This window comes from bacterium (Candidatus Blackallbacteria) CG13_big_fil_rev_8_21_14_2_50_49_14, assembly GCA_002783405.1.
Taxonomy (GTDB): domain Bacteria; phylum Cyanobacteriota; class Sericytochromatia; order UBA7694; family UBA7694.
This window is the reverse complement of sequence record PFGG01000075.1, coordinates 48,404-66,672: the sequence shown is the minus strand read 5'-3', so window position 1 is coordinate 66,672 and position 18,269 is coordinate 48,404. Positions and strand designations below refer to the sequence as shown.

Annotated in this window: 15 protein-coding genes and 1 tRNA gene; 8 read left to right on the top strand and 8 right to left on the bottom strand. The window is 50.7% G+C overall.

What is annotated here, in order from left to right; genetic code table 11:
* Positions 1–9 precede the first annotated feature (9 nt).
* Positions 10–90: transfer RNA gene (locus COW20_21720), tRNA-Leu, on the top strand.
* A 3-nt stretch (positions 91–93) separates the two neighbouring features.
* Here COW20_21720 and COW20_21715 read toward each other — a convergent pair.
* Positions 94–1,236 (bottom strand): cystathionine gamma-synthase, encoded by a 1,143-nt coding sequence (locus COW20_21715; protein PIW44977.1) that lies wholly within the window; start codon positions 1,234–1,236, stop codon positions 94–96.
* Between the two features lie 181 nt (positions 1,237–1,417).
* Here COW20_21715 and COW20_21710 point away from each other — a divergent pair, with 181 nt between their 5' ends.
* The 5 genes from COW20_21710 to COW20_21690 all read left to right on the top strand — a co-directional run bounded on the left by COW20_21710 (position 1,418) and on the right by COW20_21690 (position 6,526).
* The gene (locus COW20_21710; GenBank protein ID PIW44976.1) at positions 1,418–2,815 is read left to right on the top strand and encodes a hypothetical protein; all 1,398 of its coding nucleotides are present in this window, start codon (positions 1,418–1,420) and stop codon (positions 2,813–2,815) included.
* Between the two features lie 55 nt (positions 2,816–2,870).
* On the top strand, positions 2,871–3,239 hold the full coding sequence (locus COW20_21705) for a hypothetical protein (protein ID PIW44975.1): 369 nt from the start codon (positions 2,871–2,873) through the stop codon (positions 3,237–3,239).
* Positions 3,229–4,071 (top strand): hypothetical protein, encoded by an 843-nt coding sequence (locus COW20_21700; GenBank protein ID PIW44974.1) that lies wholly within the window; start codon positions 3,229–3,231, stop codon positions 4,069–4,071. The genes COW20_21705 and COW20_21700 overlap by 11 nt, the downstream gene beginning before the upstream one ends.
* A gap of 123 nt (positions 4,072–4,194) precedes the next feature.
* On the top strand, positions 4,195–4,752 hold the full coding sequence (locus COW20_21695; GenBank protein PIW44973.1) for a hypothetical protein: 558 nt from the start codon (positions 4,195–4,197) through the stop codon (positions 4,750–4,752).
* 220 nt (positions 4,753–4,972) lie between these two features.
* Positions 4,973–6,526: a hypothetical protein gene (locus COW20_21690; protein PIW44972.1), complete on the top strand. Its 1,554-nt coding sequence runs from the start codon at positions 4,973–4,975 to the stop codon at positions 6,524–6,526.
* A gap of 4 nt (positions 6,527–6,530) precedes the next feature.
* On the opposite strand, the gene COW20_21685 is transcribed toward COW20_21690, so the two are convergent.
* Both COW20_21685 and COW20_21680 read right to left on the bottom strand, forming a co-directional pair.
* Positions 6,531–7,481 carry a formylglycine-generating enzyme family protein gene (locus tag COW20_21685; protein PIW44971.1) on the bottom strand — a complete coding sequence of 317 codons (951 nt, stop codon included), beginning with the start codon at positions 7,479–7,481 and terminating at the stop codon, positions 6,531–6,533.
* The gene (locus COW20_21680) at positions 7,481–8,866 is read right to left on the bottom strand and encodes a signal recognition particle protein (protein PIW44970.1); all 1,386 of its coding nucleotides are present in this window, start codon (positions 8,864–8,866) and stop codon (positions 7,481–7,483) included. Before COW20_21680 ends, COW20_21685 begins: the two co-directional genes overlap by 1 nt.
* A 221-nt stretch (positions 8,867–9,087) precedes the next feature.
* Here COW20_21680 and COW20_21675 point away from each other — a divergent pair, with 221 nt between their 5' ends.
* Together COW20_21675 and COW20_21670 are read left to right on the top strand one after the other, a co-directional pair.
* Positions 9,088–9,984, top strand: coding sequence for a hypothetical protein (locus COW20_21675; GenBank protein ID PIW44969.1), 897 nt, complete (start codon positions 9,088–9,090; stop codon positions 9,982–9,984).
* A gap of 121 nt (positions 9,985–10,105) precedes the next feature.
* Positions 10,106–11,281 carry a hypothetical protein gene (locus COW20_21670; GenBank protein PIW44968.1) on the top strand — a complete coding sequence of 392 codons (1,176 nt, stop codon included), beginning with the start codon at positions 10,106–10,108 and terminating at the stop codon, positions 11,279–11,281.
* Here COW20_21670 and COW20_21665 read toward each other — a convergent pair.
* The 5 genes from COW20_21665 to COW20_21645 all read right to left on the bottom strand — a co-directional run bounded on the left by COW20_21665 (position 11,278) and on the right by COW20_21645 (position 18,209).
* On the bottom strand, positions 11,278–13,863 hold the full coding sequence (locus tag COW20_21665) for a hypothetical protein (protein ID PIW44967.1): 2,586 nt from the start codon (positions 13,861–13,863) through the stop codon (positions 11,278–11,280). The genes COW20_21670 and COW20_21665 overlap by 4 nt on opposite strands.
* Positions 13,864–13,881: 18 nt before the next feature.
* Complete coding sequence (locus COW20_21660) at positions 13,882–14,082, bottom strand: hypothetical protein (protein ID PIW44966.1); 201 nt, start codon at positions 14,080–14,082, stop codon at positions 13,882–13,884.
* Positions 14,083–14,089: 7 nt separating this feature from the next.
* Positions 14,090–16,279, bottom strand: a complete 2,190-nt coding sequence (locus tag COW20_21655) for a sodium-translocating pyrophosphatase (GenBank protein ID PIW44965.1) — start codon at positions 16,277–16,279, stop codon at positions 14,090–14,092.
* Positions 16,280–16,668: 389 nt separating this feature from the next.
* Positions 16,669–17,892, bottom strand: coding sequence for a DUF4032 domain-containing protein (locus tag COW20_21650; GenBank protein PIW44964.1), 1,224 nt, complete (start codon positions 17,890–17,892; stop codon positions 16,669–16,671).
* Positions 17,892–18,209, bottom strand: a complete 318-nt coding sequence (locus COW20_21645) for a hypothetical protein (protein PIW44963.1) — start codon at positions 18,207–18,209, stop codon at positions 17,892–17,894. The genes COW20_21650 and COW20_21645 overlap by 1 nt, the downstream gene beginning before the upstream one ends.
* Between the last annotated feature and the right edge of the window lie 60 nt (positions 18,210–18,269).

Genomic DNA, 18,269 nt, shown 5'->3' with positions numbered 1-18,269 from the left:
AGGAATATTGCGGGTGTGGCGGAATGGCAGACGCGCCAGACTTAGGATCTGGTGCCTCCGGGCGTGGAGGTTCAAGTCCTCTCACCCGCATTTTCAAACTCTTTCCAAAGCCTGTTTTAGATCTTCAATCAGATCCTCAGGATCTTCAATTCCCACTGAAATACGAATCAAGCCATCACTGAGGCCTACGGCCTGACGTTGTGCTGCGGGAATAGCGGCATGGGTCATGGTGGCTGGATGTCCAATCAGAGATTCGACTCCTCCCAGGCTTTCTGCCAGAGAAAAAATCTGGGTGGAGCGGGCAACTGTTTTTCCGGCCTCAATGCCGCCGGTAACCTCAAAAGAGATCATGCCACCAAATCCACTCATCTGTTTTTTTGCCAGCAGATACTGGGGGTGAGAGTCTAGGCCAGGATAATAGACCTGACTGATTTTGGGGTGGGTGGCGAGAAACGCTGCAATTCTCAAGGCGTTTTTTTCATGGGCCTGCATCCGCAGGGCCAGTGTTTTGAGGCCCCGCAGGGTGAGCCAGCAGTCCATGGGGCCAGGAACGGCTCCCATGCTGTTCTGTAAAAATTGAAGTTGCGCGTACAGGTCAGGATCATTTGTCATGACAGCTCCGCCAATCACATCACTGTGCCCCCCAATATATTTGGTGGTACTGTGAACGACCAGATCGGCGCCTAATTTTAAGGGCTGTTGAAAATAGGGGCTCATAAAGGTATTATCGACCACCAGTTTCAAACCCCGTTGCTGGCTCAGTTCTGCGATCGCCTGAATATCTGATAGACGCAGCAGGGGATTGGTGGGGGTTTCGAGCCAGACCATACGTGTTTCTGGGCGAATGGCTGCTTGAATATTTTCAATTTCCCGCGCATCTACAAAATCAAAGGCAATGCCCAGACGATTGAAAACTTTGGTAAAAACCCGGTAGGTTCCACCATAGAGATCATTGCAGGCAATCACATGATCCCCGGCGTTCAGCAGTGAGATCACCGTACTGGTGGCTGCCATGCCAGAGGCAAAGGCCAGGCCAAATTTGCCTTCTTCAAGGGAGGCAAGACATTTTTCAAGCGCGGCGCGCGTGGGATTGCCCGTGCGGGAATACTCGTATCCCTTGTGTTCGCCAATATCTGTTTGTGTATAGGTTGAGGTTTGATAAATCGGAACAATAGTGGCGCCAGTTGCAGAGTCGGCTTCTTGGCCGATATGAATAGCACGGGTGGCAAAACGCATGGCTGTAATTTCTCCTTAGAAGATGCGGAATGGTTTAGATATTGTAACAGGAGGTCAGGAATCACTGACGCAATGGCTTAAAATGATCCATAATGTATTTACTGACCTAGAGCAGTAGGGAACAATCCAGCCTTTTTCTACGTCAGAATATAGCAGACGAAATTTTACAGGAAAATTGAACATGGCAGATATGCAGCTGACAATTCATAAACTGAGCGCAGGTTTTGCGCTTTTGTTCCTGGTGGCCTGTCAGCCTGGGCTTCCTGTTACGGGCTCTAGCCCCTCTCCTTCGCCGGTTAATACACCTGTGCCTTCGGCCTCTCCAACTGCGGTTTCCTCTGCGCTTCCAACCCCTCTGCCCACAGTTGAACCTGTTGCTACTCCTCAACCTACAGCAACACCTTCCCCTGAGGCTACGGCCAGCCCCACCCCTGAACCCTCTCCCCAGCCTACGACCACGCCTGTGCCCGGCCCCAGCCTTTTGCCTGAAATTCAGTTTGTGCGTTTGAAAACCATTGCGGGGCTTGATAAGCCCGGCACTGCAGAAAATGGTTCCCGTACAGATGTTGCCCCCATGCCTGAGAATATGACTGCGATTGAAGCTGATAATGAAGGCAATATCTGGATGCTCGATCGCTCCAATGGGCGTTTGGTCTATATCACCCCAGAAATTACGCGTCCCACCACCAATGTGAATTTTGTACCTGATTATCGCCTGTTTTGGGTACGCAAAACCGATTTGAATACGCCCACGGGCATGGCTTTTGACCGTAAAAACGGATATTTTTATATTGTTGAGCAGAATGCCCACCGGGTGATTCGGGTGGATAAAAAAGATTTTACACATACGGTTGTGGCTGGCAATGGCCGCCAGGGTTTTACCGGGGATGGGATTGCGACTGAGCAGAGCATGAATCAACCCACTGACGTGGCTTTGGATCCCTTTGGCAATCTCTATATCACCGATACGGGCAACCATTTGATTCGCAAAGTGACACCAGAGGGCAAAATGTCAACGGTTGCAGGGCAATATACGCCTGATACCAAAGTGGTGGACACCAATGGCAATGGCCGTTTAGATGATGAAGTTCCCTCCTATATCCCGATCGGTGAAACCTCAGGGGATGGCGGCCCGGCCTATAAGGCACGCCTGAAAGAACCTACCTATATTGCCTGTGATCCCTATGGCGGTGTTTATTTTACTAGTAAATCCAATACCATTCGCCGGATTCAGAATGACAGGATGGATGTTTATGCCGGTTCAGGCCAGGAAGGCTATAATGGCGATAATTTTGCTTCGCTTTTGGCCAATTTTTATTATCCTACCGAATTAAATTTTGGCCCGGATGGTCTTTTGTATTTGATCGATTCACGTAACAATCGTATCCGCCGGATTCAGGCCAATGGGTTCATTCAGGACGTGGCTGGCAATGGGCGAACGACTGAATATGTGACTTCATTGCTCGATCTGAAGGTAATAGAAATTCAACCCACTACCTTTGGTTTTGATACCAAAGGCAACCTGTATCTCTATGACAAGGCGCATTATCGTTTGCGTATAACAGAAACATCAAGTTAGGGTATTGAGAAATTTAGTTTTTATGAAGCACTCATCTCGCAAATTTCTAAACATATTGAATTTTCTTTTGCTTGTGTTTTTATGCTTTTTGCCAGCCTGTGAGAATCCCAGTTTGGATCCCGGGGGGCAGGAACGCGGCAAAGGCAAAGTCGTTGATTTTTCTTTGGAGCCCAATATTCGGGTTGCCCTTTATCTTGAGGTGGATCTCAAGTCGGGCAAAAAAACAGAGTTGAATTATGGCGCCATGGACGCTTATTTTGTAACCTTGGATGACAATATCACCTATATGGTGGATTGGAATGATATTGAAGATTTTAAATCCTTGAAAAAAGGGCAGGAAGTTCCTTATCGCTCCAATGGCTATTTTGCGCGACTTGAAAAAAATGGCAAGGTTTTTCGGGTAATTCGTCTCAATGAAATCTAAGCTTTTGATCGGGTTTTCCAGCCTGGCATTGGTGGCTTGCAGCCCCTCTGCCCAGCAGCTTTATGAAGAAGCGAATGCACATTTTATTAAAAATCAATTTGAAGAAGCGATTCCGCTTTTTGAGCAGGTTCAGCTAAAAGATGCCAATAACAGTGCGGCGTTGGCCAAACTGGCCATGTCCTATGCCTATACCCAGCAATGGCAGAAGTGCAGTGAAACAGGCGAGCAGGCTTTTGCCCGTAAGCTGGATCTCTTGCAGCTTTATTTGCAGGTCAGTGAATGTTTCGCAATGCAGAAAAAAGCAGATAAAGCCCTTTCGCTTTTGCAGGAAGGGCTTAAACGTTATCCTGGGGATCAGGATCTGAAAGAACGTGCTGCGATGCTGCTCTTTGGCAAAGGGGATTATGCTTTGTCGGTAAGTTATTTCAAAGAATTGTCTGAACAGCTTCCTGAACGCGAAGATTTTTTGACCAATATTGCCTATGGCTATGAAAAGCTCAAAAAATACGCCGAGGCGGAAAGCTATTTTCAAAAAGTTTTGGCAATCAATGCCCAGGATGCCAATGCGTTTTATGGCTTGGGAAATCTTTTTGAACACCAAAATCAAATTTCCAAAGCCATTGACCATTACCAAAAAGCGATCAAGGCCAATGGGAGCCATTTGAGCGCTTTATATAACCTCGCTCAGCTTTATGAGCAGGAAAAAATGAAAACGGAAGCCATTGCTACCTGGAAAAAATATATCGAGGTAGCGAAGGGCCAACCCAGTCAGAAAAGCTTTCTGGACAAGGCAATTGCCCGACTCAAGAAGCTTGAAGGAGGTACCGCCTGAGCCTGTAGGATGACGATCCCAACAAAGTCAGGTATACTACAGTGTTTAATAGAACGCGAAAAGCGCCGAATATCAAAATACACGAAATCATATTCAAGACAGATTTGCAAGGAGAAAATGAGCATGAAAAAATCTATACTGACCGCAGCAAGCCTTACCCTCGCTCTGGTGGCTTGTGGTCCTAACCCCGCTGAGAATCCCAAACCCTCTACCAGCCCTTCCGCAACAGAAAGTCCTGCAGCATCGCCCTCACCTGCTGAGAGCGCTACACCGACTCCTGCTGCAACCCCCAGCAGCGTTCCTGGAACGCCGGCTCCCATTGCGACCCCCACTGCAGACCCCACTGCTGATGCCCAGATTACAGGTGCTACTGCAATGAAAGGTGATAAATTCAGATATACATATGCCATTACTGGAAGCGGTTTAGGTAGTTTGGATAGCTATCAGTTTTTACAGGTAAAGGCAAGTTCAGCAACAATACCTTTGGTTGTTGATGGCGTGAGCAAAGAAAATAATGTTTCCCTGTTTAATTTGAGTGTTGTCGATACAAAAATTGAATTTACTTGGGTTGCAGATTTTGGCGCTCCCACCAGCGGTGACGAAATTGAAGTGACCTTTGAACGTAAAGGTGACGCAAAAGGCCGCCGTTCTTCCAAAGTACGTTTGACCGTTACCAATTAATTAGTCAGGTGGGTTCGCCCACCCCAACCAATTAAAAGACAAGATAAAGACCCTCAGACTTTCTGAGTGGTCTTTTCTGTTTTTTGCTTTTTCTGAGTGTTTCAGTTGGGTATCAAGCCGGCTTGATTAACACTTAGGATACACAAATCCATGATTTGCGCTTTTAACACCCCATGAACAGGGTTTTGCGATGCTAGTCTGAAAAAAAAGGAGTTTTTCTATGCTGGCAACGATCTACAGCGCTGCGATTTATGGTGTTGAGGCTTATCTTGTGGATATAGAGGTGGATTTATCCTACGGTTTACCCGGTATGGTTTTGGTGGGGTTGCCGGATACCGCTGTTCAGGAGGCCCGTGAGCGGGTACGCAGTGCGATTCGCAATTCAGGATTGAATTTCCCCCCTCTTAAAATCACGGTCAATCTGGCGCCAGCCAGTACGCGTAAAACGGGGCCCAATTTTGACCTGGCGGTGGCCTTGGGCATTTTATCTGCATCGGAGCAATTGCCCTGTGCCGCGATTCATGAATGGGTGATTGCAGGAGAGCTTTCCCTGAACGGTACCTTGCGGCCGGTTCAGGGGGCTTTGGCTTTGGCGTTGGCGGCACGCCAGGCCGGTAAGAAATACATATTGCTTTCGGCTGAGAGTGCGCCTGAAGCCGCTTTGGTGCCTGATCTTCAGGTATATCCCGCCCACAGCTTGCAGGAAGCCCTTGCGATTCTTCAGAATCCAGAGCATTTTTCAGCTTTAAAACCTGCTGAACCTTGTTTGTTTCAATCCTCACCTGAAACAGCACTGGATTTCGCTGAGGTCAAAGGACATGCTTTTGTAAAACGGGGCTTGGAGATCGCGGCGGCAGGGGGGCATAATCTTTTGATGGTGGGGCCTCCGGGTTCGGGCAAAACCATGTTGGCCAAGCGTTTTGTCAGCATTTTACCGTTTTTAAGCCTGAATGAATCCTTGGAGGTGAGCAAAATCCACAGTATCTGTGGGCAATTCAGACAGAAAAAACGAAGGGGCCTTTTGCGGGAGCGCCCTTTTCGTGCACCGCACCATTCGATTACCATCGCTGGTTTGGTGGGGGGGAGCAGCATTCCCCGTCCCGGTGAAATTTCTTTGGCAGATCATGGGGTTTTGTTTTTGGATGAACTTTTGGAGTTTCGCCGTGAGGTGCTGGAAGTGCTCCGCCAACCCCTGGAAGAAGGACAGGTGACTTTGGCCCGTGCGGGGCATTCGGTGACCTATCCTTCCCGTTTTTGCTTTCTAGCGGCCATGAACCCCTGTCCGTGTGGTTATCAGGGCGATGCGCTTCAGTTTTGTGTGTGTACGCCAGGTCAGATCGAACGCTATTGGAGCAGGTTATCGGGGCCGCTTTTGGATCGGATTGACCTTCATCTGTCGGTGCCGCGTCTGAATAAGCAGGAATTGGTTCAGGAGCGTCTGTCAGAGCCCAGTGTGGATATCCGTCAGCGCGTGATCCAGGCCCGAGAACTGCAAAGAGAGCGTTTCTCTGCCCATGCTTATCAGACGAATGCCGAGATTTTGCCACGTGATCTTCAGCATTACTGCCGCTTGGATAGTGATTCACGCACGTTTTTACAGGCTGCGGTCCAAAAATTGGATTTAAGTGCCAGGGCTTATGAGCGGATTTTAAAAGTGGCACGTACCCTGGCAGATCTTGAGGCCAGAGAACAGATTGCCTTGAGCGATTTGGCTGAAGCGATCCAATTTCGTTGTCTGGATCGCCGTCAGCGTTCTTTGGTCAGCAGGGTTTAGGGGCTTACTCCATCACCAGTCGGAATCCGACCTGGCCTTTGAGCACAAAGTCTGGCCGGATCAGGTGGCGGGCGGCTAAGCGACAGGCCTCTGCCGGTTGAGCATAGTGGCAGTCGCGGTAAAGGCGGTGGGCTGATGCTGCTGGGCCAACCGGGTCGACCTGAGGAGCGGAGCTGATCTCGCCAGTATAATTATCTGCCACGAATTCAGAAACATTGCCCTGAATATCATAGAGACCAAAGAGATTTGCGCGTTTTTTGCCAACAGGCTGAGGCATGGGGGGATCGCCACTGGTTTCAACAAACCAGGCGAAGTCTTTGAGAAAACGTGCATTGTCCCCAAAGAAGTACAGTCCTGTGGCGCCTGCGCGGGCAGCGTATTCCCATTCTGCTTCGGTGGGCAGACGGTATTTTTCAGGGCCCTTTGCATTCAAACGGGCCAGAAAATCCTGAACCTGATCCCAAGTGATGGATTCAATTGGGCGGTTTAAATCTTCAGGCTTTTGAAATTGGGCTGGATTATTTTCCATAATGGCTTTCCACTGAGCTTGTGTCACTTCAGTGGTTTGAATCAGGTAGGGTTTGGTCAGGGTCACGCTGCGCTGGGTTTCATCTGAAGTATGTCCCGTTTCTGTGCTGGGAGACCCCATGATAAAGGCGCCAGCTTCAATGCGCACAAAGTTCATGCCCATGCTATTGGTGGTACTGACGGGCAAAGGTGTTGGCGAGGAGACGATTCCCGGCCAGGGAGTCGGGCTGGGGGTTGGTGTGGGTTCTGCGCTGGGCGTGGTGGTGGGCTCAGCTGTGGGTTGAGGCGTTGCTGTAGGCACCGGCGTAGGAACGGGTGTAGGACTTGCCGTGGGGGTTGGAGAGGCCGATGGGGTGAGGTTGGCCGGAGGATTGGCCGGACAAGCGGTTAAAATCAGTGCAATCAGAGGAATCAGGCGTTTTTTCATTACTTACCCATTGGAAATTGTTTATTCATGGCCGAACGCATGGCCTGCATCTGCTGTTTACGCATCATGTTCTTTTTGGGCTTTCCGCCAAAAAGACCGCTGCCTGACAGCTTTTTGATCATTTTCTGCATTTCCTGGAACTGTTTAAGCAGTTGAGCGACTTCCTGAACCGTATTGCCGCTGCCTTTGGCGATGCGTTTTCTACGGCTGGCATTGATAATTTCTGGATGTGTGCGTTCTTCAGGCGTCATGGATTGAATGATGGCTTCAACTACTTTGAGTTGGCGCTCACCCCCTGCAATCGCATCGCGATCCAGTTTTCCACCAATTCCTGGAATCATGCCAATAATTTGTTCCAGGGAGCCGATTTTTTTGATTTGACGCATTTGTTGTAGAAAATCTTCGAGTGTAAAATTGGCCTTGCGCAGTTTTTCTTCGAGCTTTTTCGCGTCTTCTTCATTGACGACTTCCTGTGCTTTTTCTACCAGTGAAACCACATCACCCATGCCAAGAATACGGCTGGCAATGCGTTCAGGGTAGAAATTTTCAAGCGCGTCGAGTTTTTCGCCCATGCCAATCAATTTGATCGGTTTGCCGGTGACTTCTTTAACTGAAAGTGCTGCCCCACCACGGGTATCCCCGTCCATTTTGGTCATGACAATGCCTGTCAGTTCCAAAACCTCATTGAAGGATTTTGCCATATTGACGGCATCCTGACCGACCATGGCATCGACGACGAGCAGAATTTCGTGGGGTTTGATTTCGCTGCGAATTGAACGCAGTTCATCCATCAAAACCTCATCAATATGCAAGCGGCCAGCAGTATCCAGGATCAAGGTATCGTAGCCTTTGTTTTTGGCTTCCTGCAGCGCACCTTTGCAGATATCAAGCGGTTTGGCATCAGGCAGGTCAAAAACCGGTACGCCCACCTGTTTGCCGAGAATGATCAACTGTTGAATAGCCGCTGGGCGGTAAATATCCGCCGCTACCAGCAAGGGGCGACGGCCCTGTTTGCGCAGATAAGCTGCTAATTTGCCACAGGTGGTGGTTTTGCCTGCACCCTGCAGGCCGGCCATCATAATAATGCCGGGAGAACCTGAATAACGGAGCGGCTCGTGTTCGCCACCCAAAAGGGCGACCAATTCATCATTGACGATTTTGATAAAAACTTGGCCTGGTGAGAGACTTTTGAGAACATCCTGTCCCAGGGCTTTTTCCTTGATGCGGGCAATCAGTCCTTTAATGACTTGGAGATTGACATCCGCCTCAAGCATGGCCCTGCGAACTTCGCGCAGCGCCTCTGAAATATTTTCTTCAGTGATTTTGCCATGGCCCCAGATTTTATGAAAGACATCCTGGAAGCGCTCGGACAGGTTTTCAAACATCTTCAGTTCATCCTGATATCTGCGCAATTAATAATAAAATAACAGGATTCATCATAGCACATAACCACTTCGGGCACATGCTACAATTGATTTTGTCGATCCAGAATCCCAATATCCCCTGCACATTGAGGCCTATGTCTGAACGGTTTTTTACACACGGTTTTTCTTTGCGTTATCGGCGCAAAAAGTTAATCTCTTTCCTGCTTCAGCGAGCCTGAGCGATGCCCACTCCCAAGCTTTCAAAGTTTTTACAGGACAGCTACCGCACACTTTTGCGCTTGGATGGCTATGCCAGCCGCTATGCTGAAACCTCTCTGGGAAAGATTCATTATTATGAGGCGCAAGGATTCGGGCGTTTACCGCCAATGATCTTTCTACATGGTCTGAGTGCCTATGCTGCTGAATTGGCCCCTGTTTTCAGACGTTTGCGCCGATATTCAAAAAGAATCATTGCCGTGGACTTGCCCGTTCACGGCTACAGTGATGTGCCCCAGACGGGGATTTTAGACGCCAGCATGAGCCAGCAGTTTTATGAGGCCATGATACGCATTGTCGAACCCCTGGAACCCGTGATTCTGTTCGGCAATTCGCTGGGTGGACTGGGTGCGATACGCTTTACCAACCGCAGTCCTGAAAAGGTGCGCTTGCTGATTCTCTCTTCACCTGGAGGAGCGGGGATTACAGGGGAACAGCTTCAGCAACTAGAAGAAATTTTTTCGCATCATACCCGTTTTAATCCCGCCAGTTTTGTGGACCGTTTGTATAATAAACCGCCGCTTTACCGTTGGTTGATAGCTCAGGAAGTGCGTCAGCGTTTTTCCCGGCCTGAATTGCGTGAATTGATTGCTCAATTTCATACTGAAAATTTGCTCCAACCCGAAGAACTTCAGGAACTTCAGGTACCTGCGCTGCTGATTTGGGGAAAACAGGATCGGATTCTTGAAAACCATCTCGACTTTTTTAAAACCCATTTGCCAGGACATGTCAAACTACATGAACCTGCGCATTTTACCCATTGTCCCTATATGGAAACCCCACAGGAGCTGGCGCATAAAATCTTGTACTTTTCCTTGCTGCATTGTCCTGAGGCCAGTTCCGCCAAAACCCTGATGGGTTAAAGCCATCAGAATCCTGGCGTCCTCGTTTGGATTTTTTTTGCAAACAGGGTAAAATAGGCGTTGTATATCCCCTTGACAGAGATCTTCAGGGAAAGCAAACCAGGAAAGTTCAGAGAGCACAATGCAGAACACGAAAATACAGACGCTTTGGAATCTGTGTACCGAGCTGAAAGAAAAACGTCAGTTTCTGGTTGAAAGACTAAAACACACGCAGGATTATCTAGATGAGCAGCAGTGGCATTTGAGCCGCGAAGTTCACCTGTTGCGGGGCCAGACCCATGCCCTGGCACATGAGGTTGAAACCCTTCAACATGCCCTGCATACGGTTCATCGGCTGTGGGCTGCTCGCCAGTCTGTTGTTGCTGAGCCCAGTTCTTCTGTTTTACCCGATTTTTATCCTCTTTTGGACTGTGCCCGTTTATGCGCTGATTTGAATCTGCGCTATCAGGAACAAGCAGTTGCTCTGGCTACTTTGCAGCCAGAAGTCATGCGTGAAGGCTCTCCAGAGCTTTTTCAAGAGGGTTTTCAAGAGCTGAACGCTGAATTTCAAGAGCAGTTCACACTCTTTAAGCAAACTGCTCAGGAATTCGCAAATTTACAGGAACAGGCTTTGACAGCTCCCGAAGCCTTGCCTGATTTTGATGCCGTGCATGGTGCTCTGGGAGCGCATTCTGAATTCTTAAACAGTTTTTCTGAAGATACAGAAGGCTTTCAAACCCAATGGCAGGCCAGTGTGCCTTACCGTGAGCCCCAGGGGGCATCTCAGCAGGAACTTGAAGCACTTCAGCAGGAAGTGGGGGCTTTGCGCCTGAGCCTGCATCAGCAGGCTGAAGAAAAAGAATCCCGTGAAAAACTTTTGGCTGAAACCTATGCCCAAGCCTATGCCAGTGCAGCTGCTCTGGCAGAACTGCAAAGCAACCATGATGACCTGGCCGGTGAAATGGAGCATCTGATGGGTGTGCTCAACGGTTTTCAGGAGACTATTCAGCAAAAGGGCGGAGCGCAATCTGTTTCAATTCCTGCACCGTCAAGCAGTGAGGACGAAGATGAAGAGACAGATCTGGATGCCGAAAGCCCTGAATCTGATCGCCAGGCGATTCGTGAAGCTGTTCAGGAAAGCTCACGCAAACGGATTGCCCAGATTCTCAAAAAGCGTTTCAGCAAGGTGCCCCGTCGGGTGCACAATCTGCTCAAGAAAATTGAGGTGGGCACCCGTTTGGATAAACTCTTTGATCTTGCTTTGGAATGTGAATCGATCGAGCAGTTCAGTGAACAGCTTGAAGAGAACGCGGCTTAGTCCAGCAGCTCGAGTTCGCCTCGGTTGCCATCGAGGCGAATCCTTTGACCATCCTTGACCCGTTGGGTTAAGCCCGGAATCGCCAGAATCGCAGGAATCCCATATTCACGTGAAATCACGGCGGCATGCGAAAGCAGGCCGCCGGTTTCTGTTGCCACCCCGGCGATTTGACTGAAGGCAGGGGTCCAACCAGGATCTGTAAAGCGTGTAATCAGGATATCCCCTTTTTCAAGCCGGTCGGCATCGTAAATATCTACAATTACGCGGGCCCGCGCTGTGACTTCGCCTGGGCTACAGGGCACGCCCTTGAGCAGACTGCCCGTACTCTGGGCTTGCTCTTCGCCGGTATAACGGCTGCCGATCTCATTGGGGTTGGTAAAATTGCGGAATGAATCATAATAAAGGCGGTTGCGTTGAATCAGGGCCGAAAAATCGGCTTGGCTCAGTTTGCCGTTTAAAAAATCAAGCAATTGAAACAGAGGGCAAAAGAAAACGTCTTCCTGGCTTGCGATTTGACCTGCCCGGTGTAAGCGCTGGGCCAGTTCGACGGTAAAGTGCCGGATGCGCTCATACATGCGTGAGGAAAGATCGCGCAGTTCTTCGCGCCACCAAAGAAAGCTGCGCAATTGATCCAATTGGGCCTGGATTTTTTTGCGTTTCCAAAAGGGAATGCCTTGGAGCAGCCGTTCCCGCTCGAGCAGATAGGCTTCATGCTGGCGTTGGTTCAAGACCCGTGGATCCTGTGCCTGATCAAGCGGCAATAAGTGTTTGAGGCTTTCAAAGACAAAACTGGGGTCTTCGTTATAGCGGGGTACCAACAGATCCAGTTCACGCGTAGAATGGTAGCCAAATTCCTGAATAAAGGCGGTGATTTCAGCCATCAAAGGTTGGGGAGCCTGGCTTTGCCAAGCGGTATGGATCTCGGCAATGGGCGTCTCCTGCCAATAGGCCAGTGCCCCTGGATCTGCTTTGATTTTCCGGCCTAAATCCCAGAGCGCCAGGTTTTGTTTGAGATGCGAAACTTCGCGCAGGCCTGAAATCAGATTGAGGTAGTTGATACGCTCACGATAGGGCTTGAGGGCGTCTTTAAACAGGGTGGTGACATTTGAATTGTCAAAGATCAGGTAAAAATAAGCCGACTCACTCTGAAAATAATCCGTTTGCAAAACGTCGGCATAAAAACTGAAAAACTGGCTGTCGTCCCAATCTTTGACCTGGGTTGAATTTAAACTTTCCAGTTTTTGACGCTGCTTGGGGGCGAAGCTTTCACAAAATTGCAGGCGGGCTTGAAAGGATTTTCCCAGTGCGGAGAGTACTTTTAGGCCATGCCAGATGGTTTTGGGCGTGGTGGGAGTGGTATAGCCCTGGCCTTCGTAACTGACTTCAATGCCCAGATCCGTATCAAATTCACGCTCGACAAAACCTGGCAGGGCTTTGAGCCCGGCTTTGACTGCGCCCACATTCCAATAGGGGCGGCCAAAAAACATGTCTCCCCACAGCGCAGATTCCGATTCCTGTGCGAGCAGATGGGTTTTGCGCAGATAGGCAGGCATGGTAATTTCCCAGATATAGTCATAGAGCGACCACATAAAAGGCGTACAAACCGAGGATGAAACCCCACCATCCTTGAAGTCGGCGGTGGTCCATTCCCCTGCAATTTCCTGGTAGTGCAGGCGGGTGATCGGGCGAGTCTGCACCAGCCAGAATTGATTCTGGGCAAAGACCCATTCAATATCTACAGGATATCCACAGGTGCTTTGCACCTGAAGGGCCAAGGCTACCAGTTTCTCCAGTTCAGCAGGGCTCAAAACGGAGGTCTGGCTCTGTTCTGTGCTGAGTTCCTGCCAAGTGGTAAAGGGGGCTTCGGGGATGGCGAGCAATTGTCGGCTCTGCTCGCCGATACGGCGTTCGGTTGCTGTTTTGCTGGACCAGTCATAGCCGTATTGAGAAGGCGTGACTTCGCCGCCTACCAGTGCTTCGCCAAGGCCGTAGACTGCCTCAATCAGCATTTCTGTATCGCGTCCTTTGAGAGGGTTGACGCTGAAAAGCACGCCGCTTTTTTCTGCCGGAATCATGGCTTGAAGCACCACACCCATTTGCACCTGCCGGGGGTCGAGGTTCTGGCGTTGGATATAGTGTTGCACCCGTTCATGGTATTGCGAGAGCCAGCAGGCTTTGATAGCGTCTTCCAGTTCGCTCTGACCCCGGATATTGAGGCGCGTAAGATAAAGCCCCGCAAAAGAAGCGCCTTCCAGGTCTTCGAGCAAGCCACTGCTGCGCACGGCCCAATGCTGGTTGGGGTGAGATTCTAAAAATGTACTCAGGGCTGTTTTCAGCGGGCCGGGCAAGGGAGCGGTTTCAAAGCGCTTTTCAAGCTCGGAAAAAGGCAGTTCTCCCTGCCAGAAGGCTTCCAGTAGAGATTCCCAGCCCTGACTCTGAATAAAGCGTTCACAGGCCTCTGGCAAAAGACAGGCACCATTGGGCACGGGCAAGCCCTGTCTGACCATCCAGAGCAGCGATTCGGCCTTGCGGCCAGGGCTGGGGAGTGAGCGGTCGGTAAATGCTGAGAAAGAATAGAGCATGCGTGAGCTACCTGTGGGTCATTTTTTGGGGAGATCGGCCCTTAAGGGCGCTTGAAAGGTCTGGGCTTGGCCTGGGAAATTGAAACAGGGGGATAAAAAATAAAGGCGAGGTTTTCGTATCCACAATCTGGTTACGAAAGCCTCGCCGAGTACAAGCGCTGGCAAAGGAGTGTTTTTTTGAACCCCTCCTTTGCCAACTGCGAACAGGAGCCGGGGCATCCCGAATCTACTTCAGACCGACATGGGGTGTGGTTGCCTGGGCAACGACTTCAACCTGTGCCGGAGCTGCGGCATGGCCGGAATGTGCTCCCTTGACGGAGATATGCGGGGCAATAATCAAGGCCACGATACTCATCAATTTGATCAGAATATTCATGGAGGGGCCAGAGGTATCCTTGAAAGGATCGCCAACGGTATCTCCCGTCACGGATGCTTTGTGGGCATCACTGCCTTTGTATTCCATCTTGCCATTGATTTCAACACCGGCTTCAAAGGATTTCTTGGCATTGTCCCATGCGCCACCGGCATTGTTCTGGAACATGCCGAGCAGTACGCCTGAAACGGTGACACCCGCCAGCAGGCCGCCCAAAACTTCAGGGCCGAAGGCAAAGCCCACGATTACGGGGGTGATCAGGGCAATCGAGCCGGGCAGCATCATTTCTTTGATCGAAGCCTGGGTTGAGATCGCGACACATTTGTCGTACTCAGGTTTGGCTTTGTGCTCCATGATGCCGGGAATATCGCGGAACTGGCGACGTACTTCCTGCACCATTTCCATCGCTGCACGGCCCACAGCCGCAATCGCCAGCGAAGAGAAAATGAAGGGAATCATACCCCCGACGAAGAGACCCGCCAGAACATCGGCTTTGTAGATATCGATTGAGCTGATACCTGCCAGACCGACAAAGGCTGCAAAAAGTGCCAGCGCGGTCAGTGCTGCAGAGGCAATCGCAAAGCCTTTGCCGGTTGCCGCAGTGGTATTGCCCACGGCATCTAAGATATCGGTACGGGCACGTACCTCTTTGGGCAGTCCGCTCATTTCAGCGATTCCACCGGCGTTATCCGCAATCGGGCCGAAGGCGTCAATCGCCAATTGCATGGCGGTGGTGGCCATCATGCCGGCAGCAGCAATGGCGACCCCATAGAGACCTGCGAAGTGGTGAGAGAGGTAAATCCCAGCAGCCAGAATAATCGTGGGAATCAAGGTGGATTCCATGCCCACAGACAAGCCGCCAATAATATTGGTAGCGGCTCCGGTATCCGACTGTTTGACAATCGAGAGTACGGGGCGTTTGCCCATGGCGGTGTAGAATTCGGTGACAAGACTCATCAGAGCGCCTACAATCGAGCCCACGAGAATCGCCAGGAAAACACCCATGCTGGTGAATTCATGGCCTCTGAGGGACATGCTAGGCGGCAGCATCCATTTCACCAGGAAAAAGCAGGCAATCGTGGTCAGAATCACGGAAGTCCAGTTGCCCAGATTCAGTGCTTTCTGTACATCGCCCTTATCGTCGGAGATTTTCACCATCGCGCAGCCAATAATTGAGAAGATAATGCCCATACCGGCAATAACCATGGGCAGCAGGATCGGGGACAAGCCTCCGAAATTATCGCTGACTGTGATTTCACGGCCCAGTACCATGGTGGCCAGGTTGGTGGCGACATAGGAACCAAAGAGGTCAGCGCCCATGCCGGCGACGTCGCCGACGTTATCACCGACGTTATCTGCGATGGTTGCTGGGTTTCTGACGTCATCTTCAGGGATGCCGGCTTCTACTTTGCCAACCAGGTCGGCGCCCACGTCAGCGGCTTTGGTATAAATCCCGCCGCCCACACGGGCAAAGAGTGCAATCGATTCAGCACCGAGCGAGAAACCCGCCAGTACTTCGAGCGCTTTTTCCATGGCCACGCCGTTGACTGTACCACCGGTGCTGACCACGTAAACATTATAAAAGACGATAAACAGCGAGCCCAGGCCGAGAACAGCCAAGCCGGCCACACCCAGACCCATGACGGTGCCCCCGGTAAAGGCTACTTTTAAAGCGCCTTTGAGGTCGGTACGGGCGGCATGGGTGGTGCGTACATTGGCTTTGGTGGCAATTTTCATGCCAAAATAGCCAGCGGTGGCACTGAAGACCGCGCCGATCACGAAGGATACGGCGATGATAGGCGAAGAGGTCGGCACCAAAGTACCTGACCAAGCCAGCAAAACGCCTGCGATCACGACGAAATAGCTCAGAATTTTCCATTCTGCTTTCAAGAAGGCCATTGCCCCCTCGGCAATATAGCCTGAGAGCTCAACCATATTGGCATCACCCGCGTCCTGGCGGCTGACCCATGCGGACTTATAGGCCATTACGCCCAAGCCCAACAATCCCAAAATGGGAATTAAAAAAAGAATCATAGATTGCATTAAAATACTGCCTCCACGTCTGCCGTTTTGGCATGAACGACACTACGGGTCCGGGCCATGGGGCCTGAATGGGCTGATCTTTGCCCAGCCTCAAACCGGGTCATGCGCAGGGGGCGCAAGGCGGTCATCTGTAAGAGGCCAGAAATGGACGTTTTCTTCATGGTAGTGCGTTTGCCAAATCCTTTCTTCTAGTTTCGTGTATTTTTCATAGATGCTGTCATGTTTCTGGTTTTTTTCACCCTTGAGCGTGCCCCCAAGGATTCAACTCCTTGCGGCCAAGATCTGAAAAGGCGGCGAAAAAGACAGAGAATAGCTCAGATTAGAGCAGAGAACCATCCTTCAATTTAACACGATTTTTAACGAAACGTGAGAGAATTGATCACCAAATCTTAATCTTTTTCGTTCTCCAGGGGTGGAGAGAGTTCGGTGCTGCTGGGAAGAATGTGGGTGAGATAGTCTTCGAGCGCTTTCTGGTGGCCCACATCCTGCGCGGCCTGTTCGGAGAGATACCATTTGTGTTCCAGAACCTGGCAATAGAGTTCCAGCGGGTCGGCTTGCATCTGCTTGCTTTTGATCGTGTCTAAAACCGTTTGGTAGGTTTCATTCAGCCATTTATAGGCCGCGACGCTGACAGGGGTGCTGCGGTTGTTTTGGTTGACGAGGTGGGCCCGCAGTTCCTGAATTTCGTTCATCATTTTGCGGGCCTGTTGTTCTTCTGCTTCGAGGCCGGTCAGGGCATGCAGCATTTCCTTGTGAAAGCTGCGATCTGTGACCTGGGCGCGCATACGCAGGCGTTCGCCATCTGAGGCGGGTTGCAGCACGACCTCGTCGACTGAGAATCCCAAGGTATTTAAAGCCCGGATTCGCTCCTGGATGCGGTAGGTTTCTTCTTTGCGTACAATTTCTTCGCGGTTGATCTCTTTCCAGAGATGTTCGTAGCGCTCACGGATATAGGCGCCGGTTTCAAAAATCGGATAGTCTTCGGGCAAAGCGCCCATGGCGGCCAGATCGGCCAGCGAACCGCTGATATTTTCTTCCATGACATCCAGCTCGTAGGAACGCAGACTGTCGGATAGTGTTTCGTGAATTTCTGAGGTTTCAGCATCGACCAGATAGGCCTGCAAAGCCCCGGCATCGCGTCGGAAGAGGGCGTTAGATAGTGAGCAGTCGCCCCAATACACGCCGGCCAGATGCAATTGCACCAGCAGACTGGCAATGGCATCGAGCAGAGAATTGCGATAGCCCTTTAAGCTTTGGCGCAAAAACAGACTGCGGTAGGGTAGGGAATGATCCAGATAGCGGGTGATCAAGACACTGCGCTTGGCCAAAATGACCTGGCCCACGGGTTGCACCACGGGCAGATGCTTCTCTTCGATCTGGCGCAGCAGATTGTATTCTTTTTCAGCCAGCTGTTCGGGCAGTTCTTTCAGTGCATAGAGCCCTTCGGGATAGCTTACAAAAACCACCGGATGACGGCTCAGGCCGACAGGCAGATCTTCAAGCCGGGGGCAAAGCCCGACCCATTTTTCCAAGGGCTGATCCCAGGGCAGATCGAGAAAATCGGGGTGCCCTGGGCGCAAAGAGGAGATAAAGGTCACGGTTGCTGTAAGAATCAGGCTTCTTCAGGTTTTTTACGCATGCTGCGCACATGTTCCGTCATGCGATCGAGGGTTTCTGAGAGGGACATGGGCGTGCCCAGGTGCAAATCTTCCTGCAGCTTGTTGACGGTTTTAATCAGGGGCTCCAAGGGGGTGGCCAGGGTGTCTACGGTTTTTTCGATATTGTCGACCAGTTGTGAAAGGTAGGCTTCATAGCCTTCATCGGAATTCTGGCGCACGAAATCTTCGGCTTTGTTGTGAATTTCTTCGCTGACCATGGCCAAAAGCTCGGCTTGCAGGGTCAGGGCGTATTTGAAAAATTTGGGAACCATCGTGAAACTCCTTGTTAATTGCGGCTTTTACTGGATACGCCGTCAGGCCCCTTCTTTTCA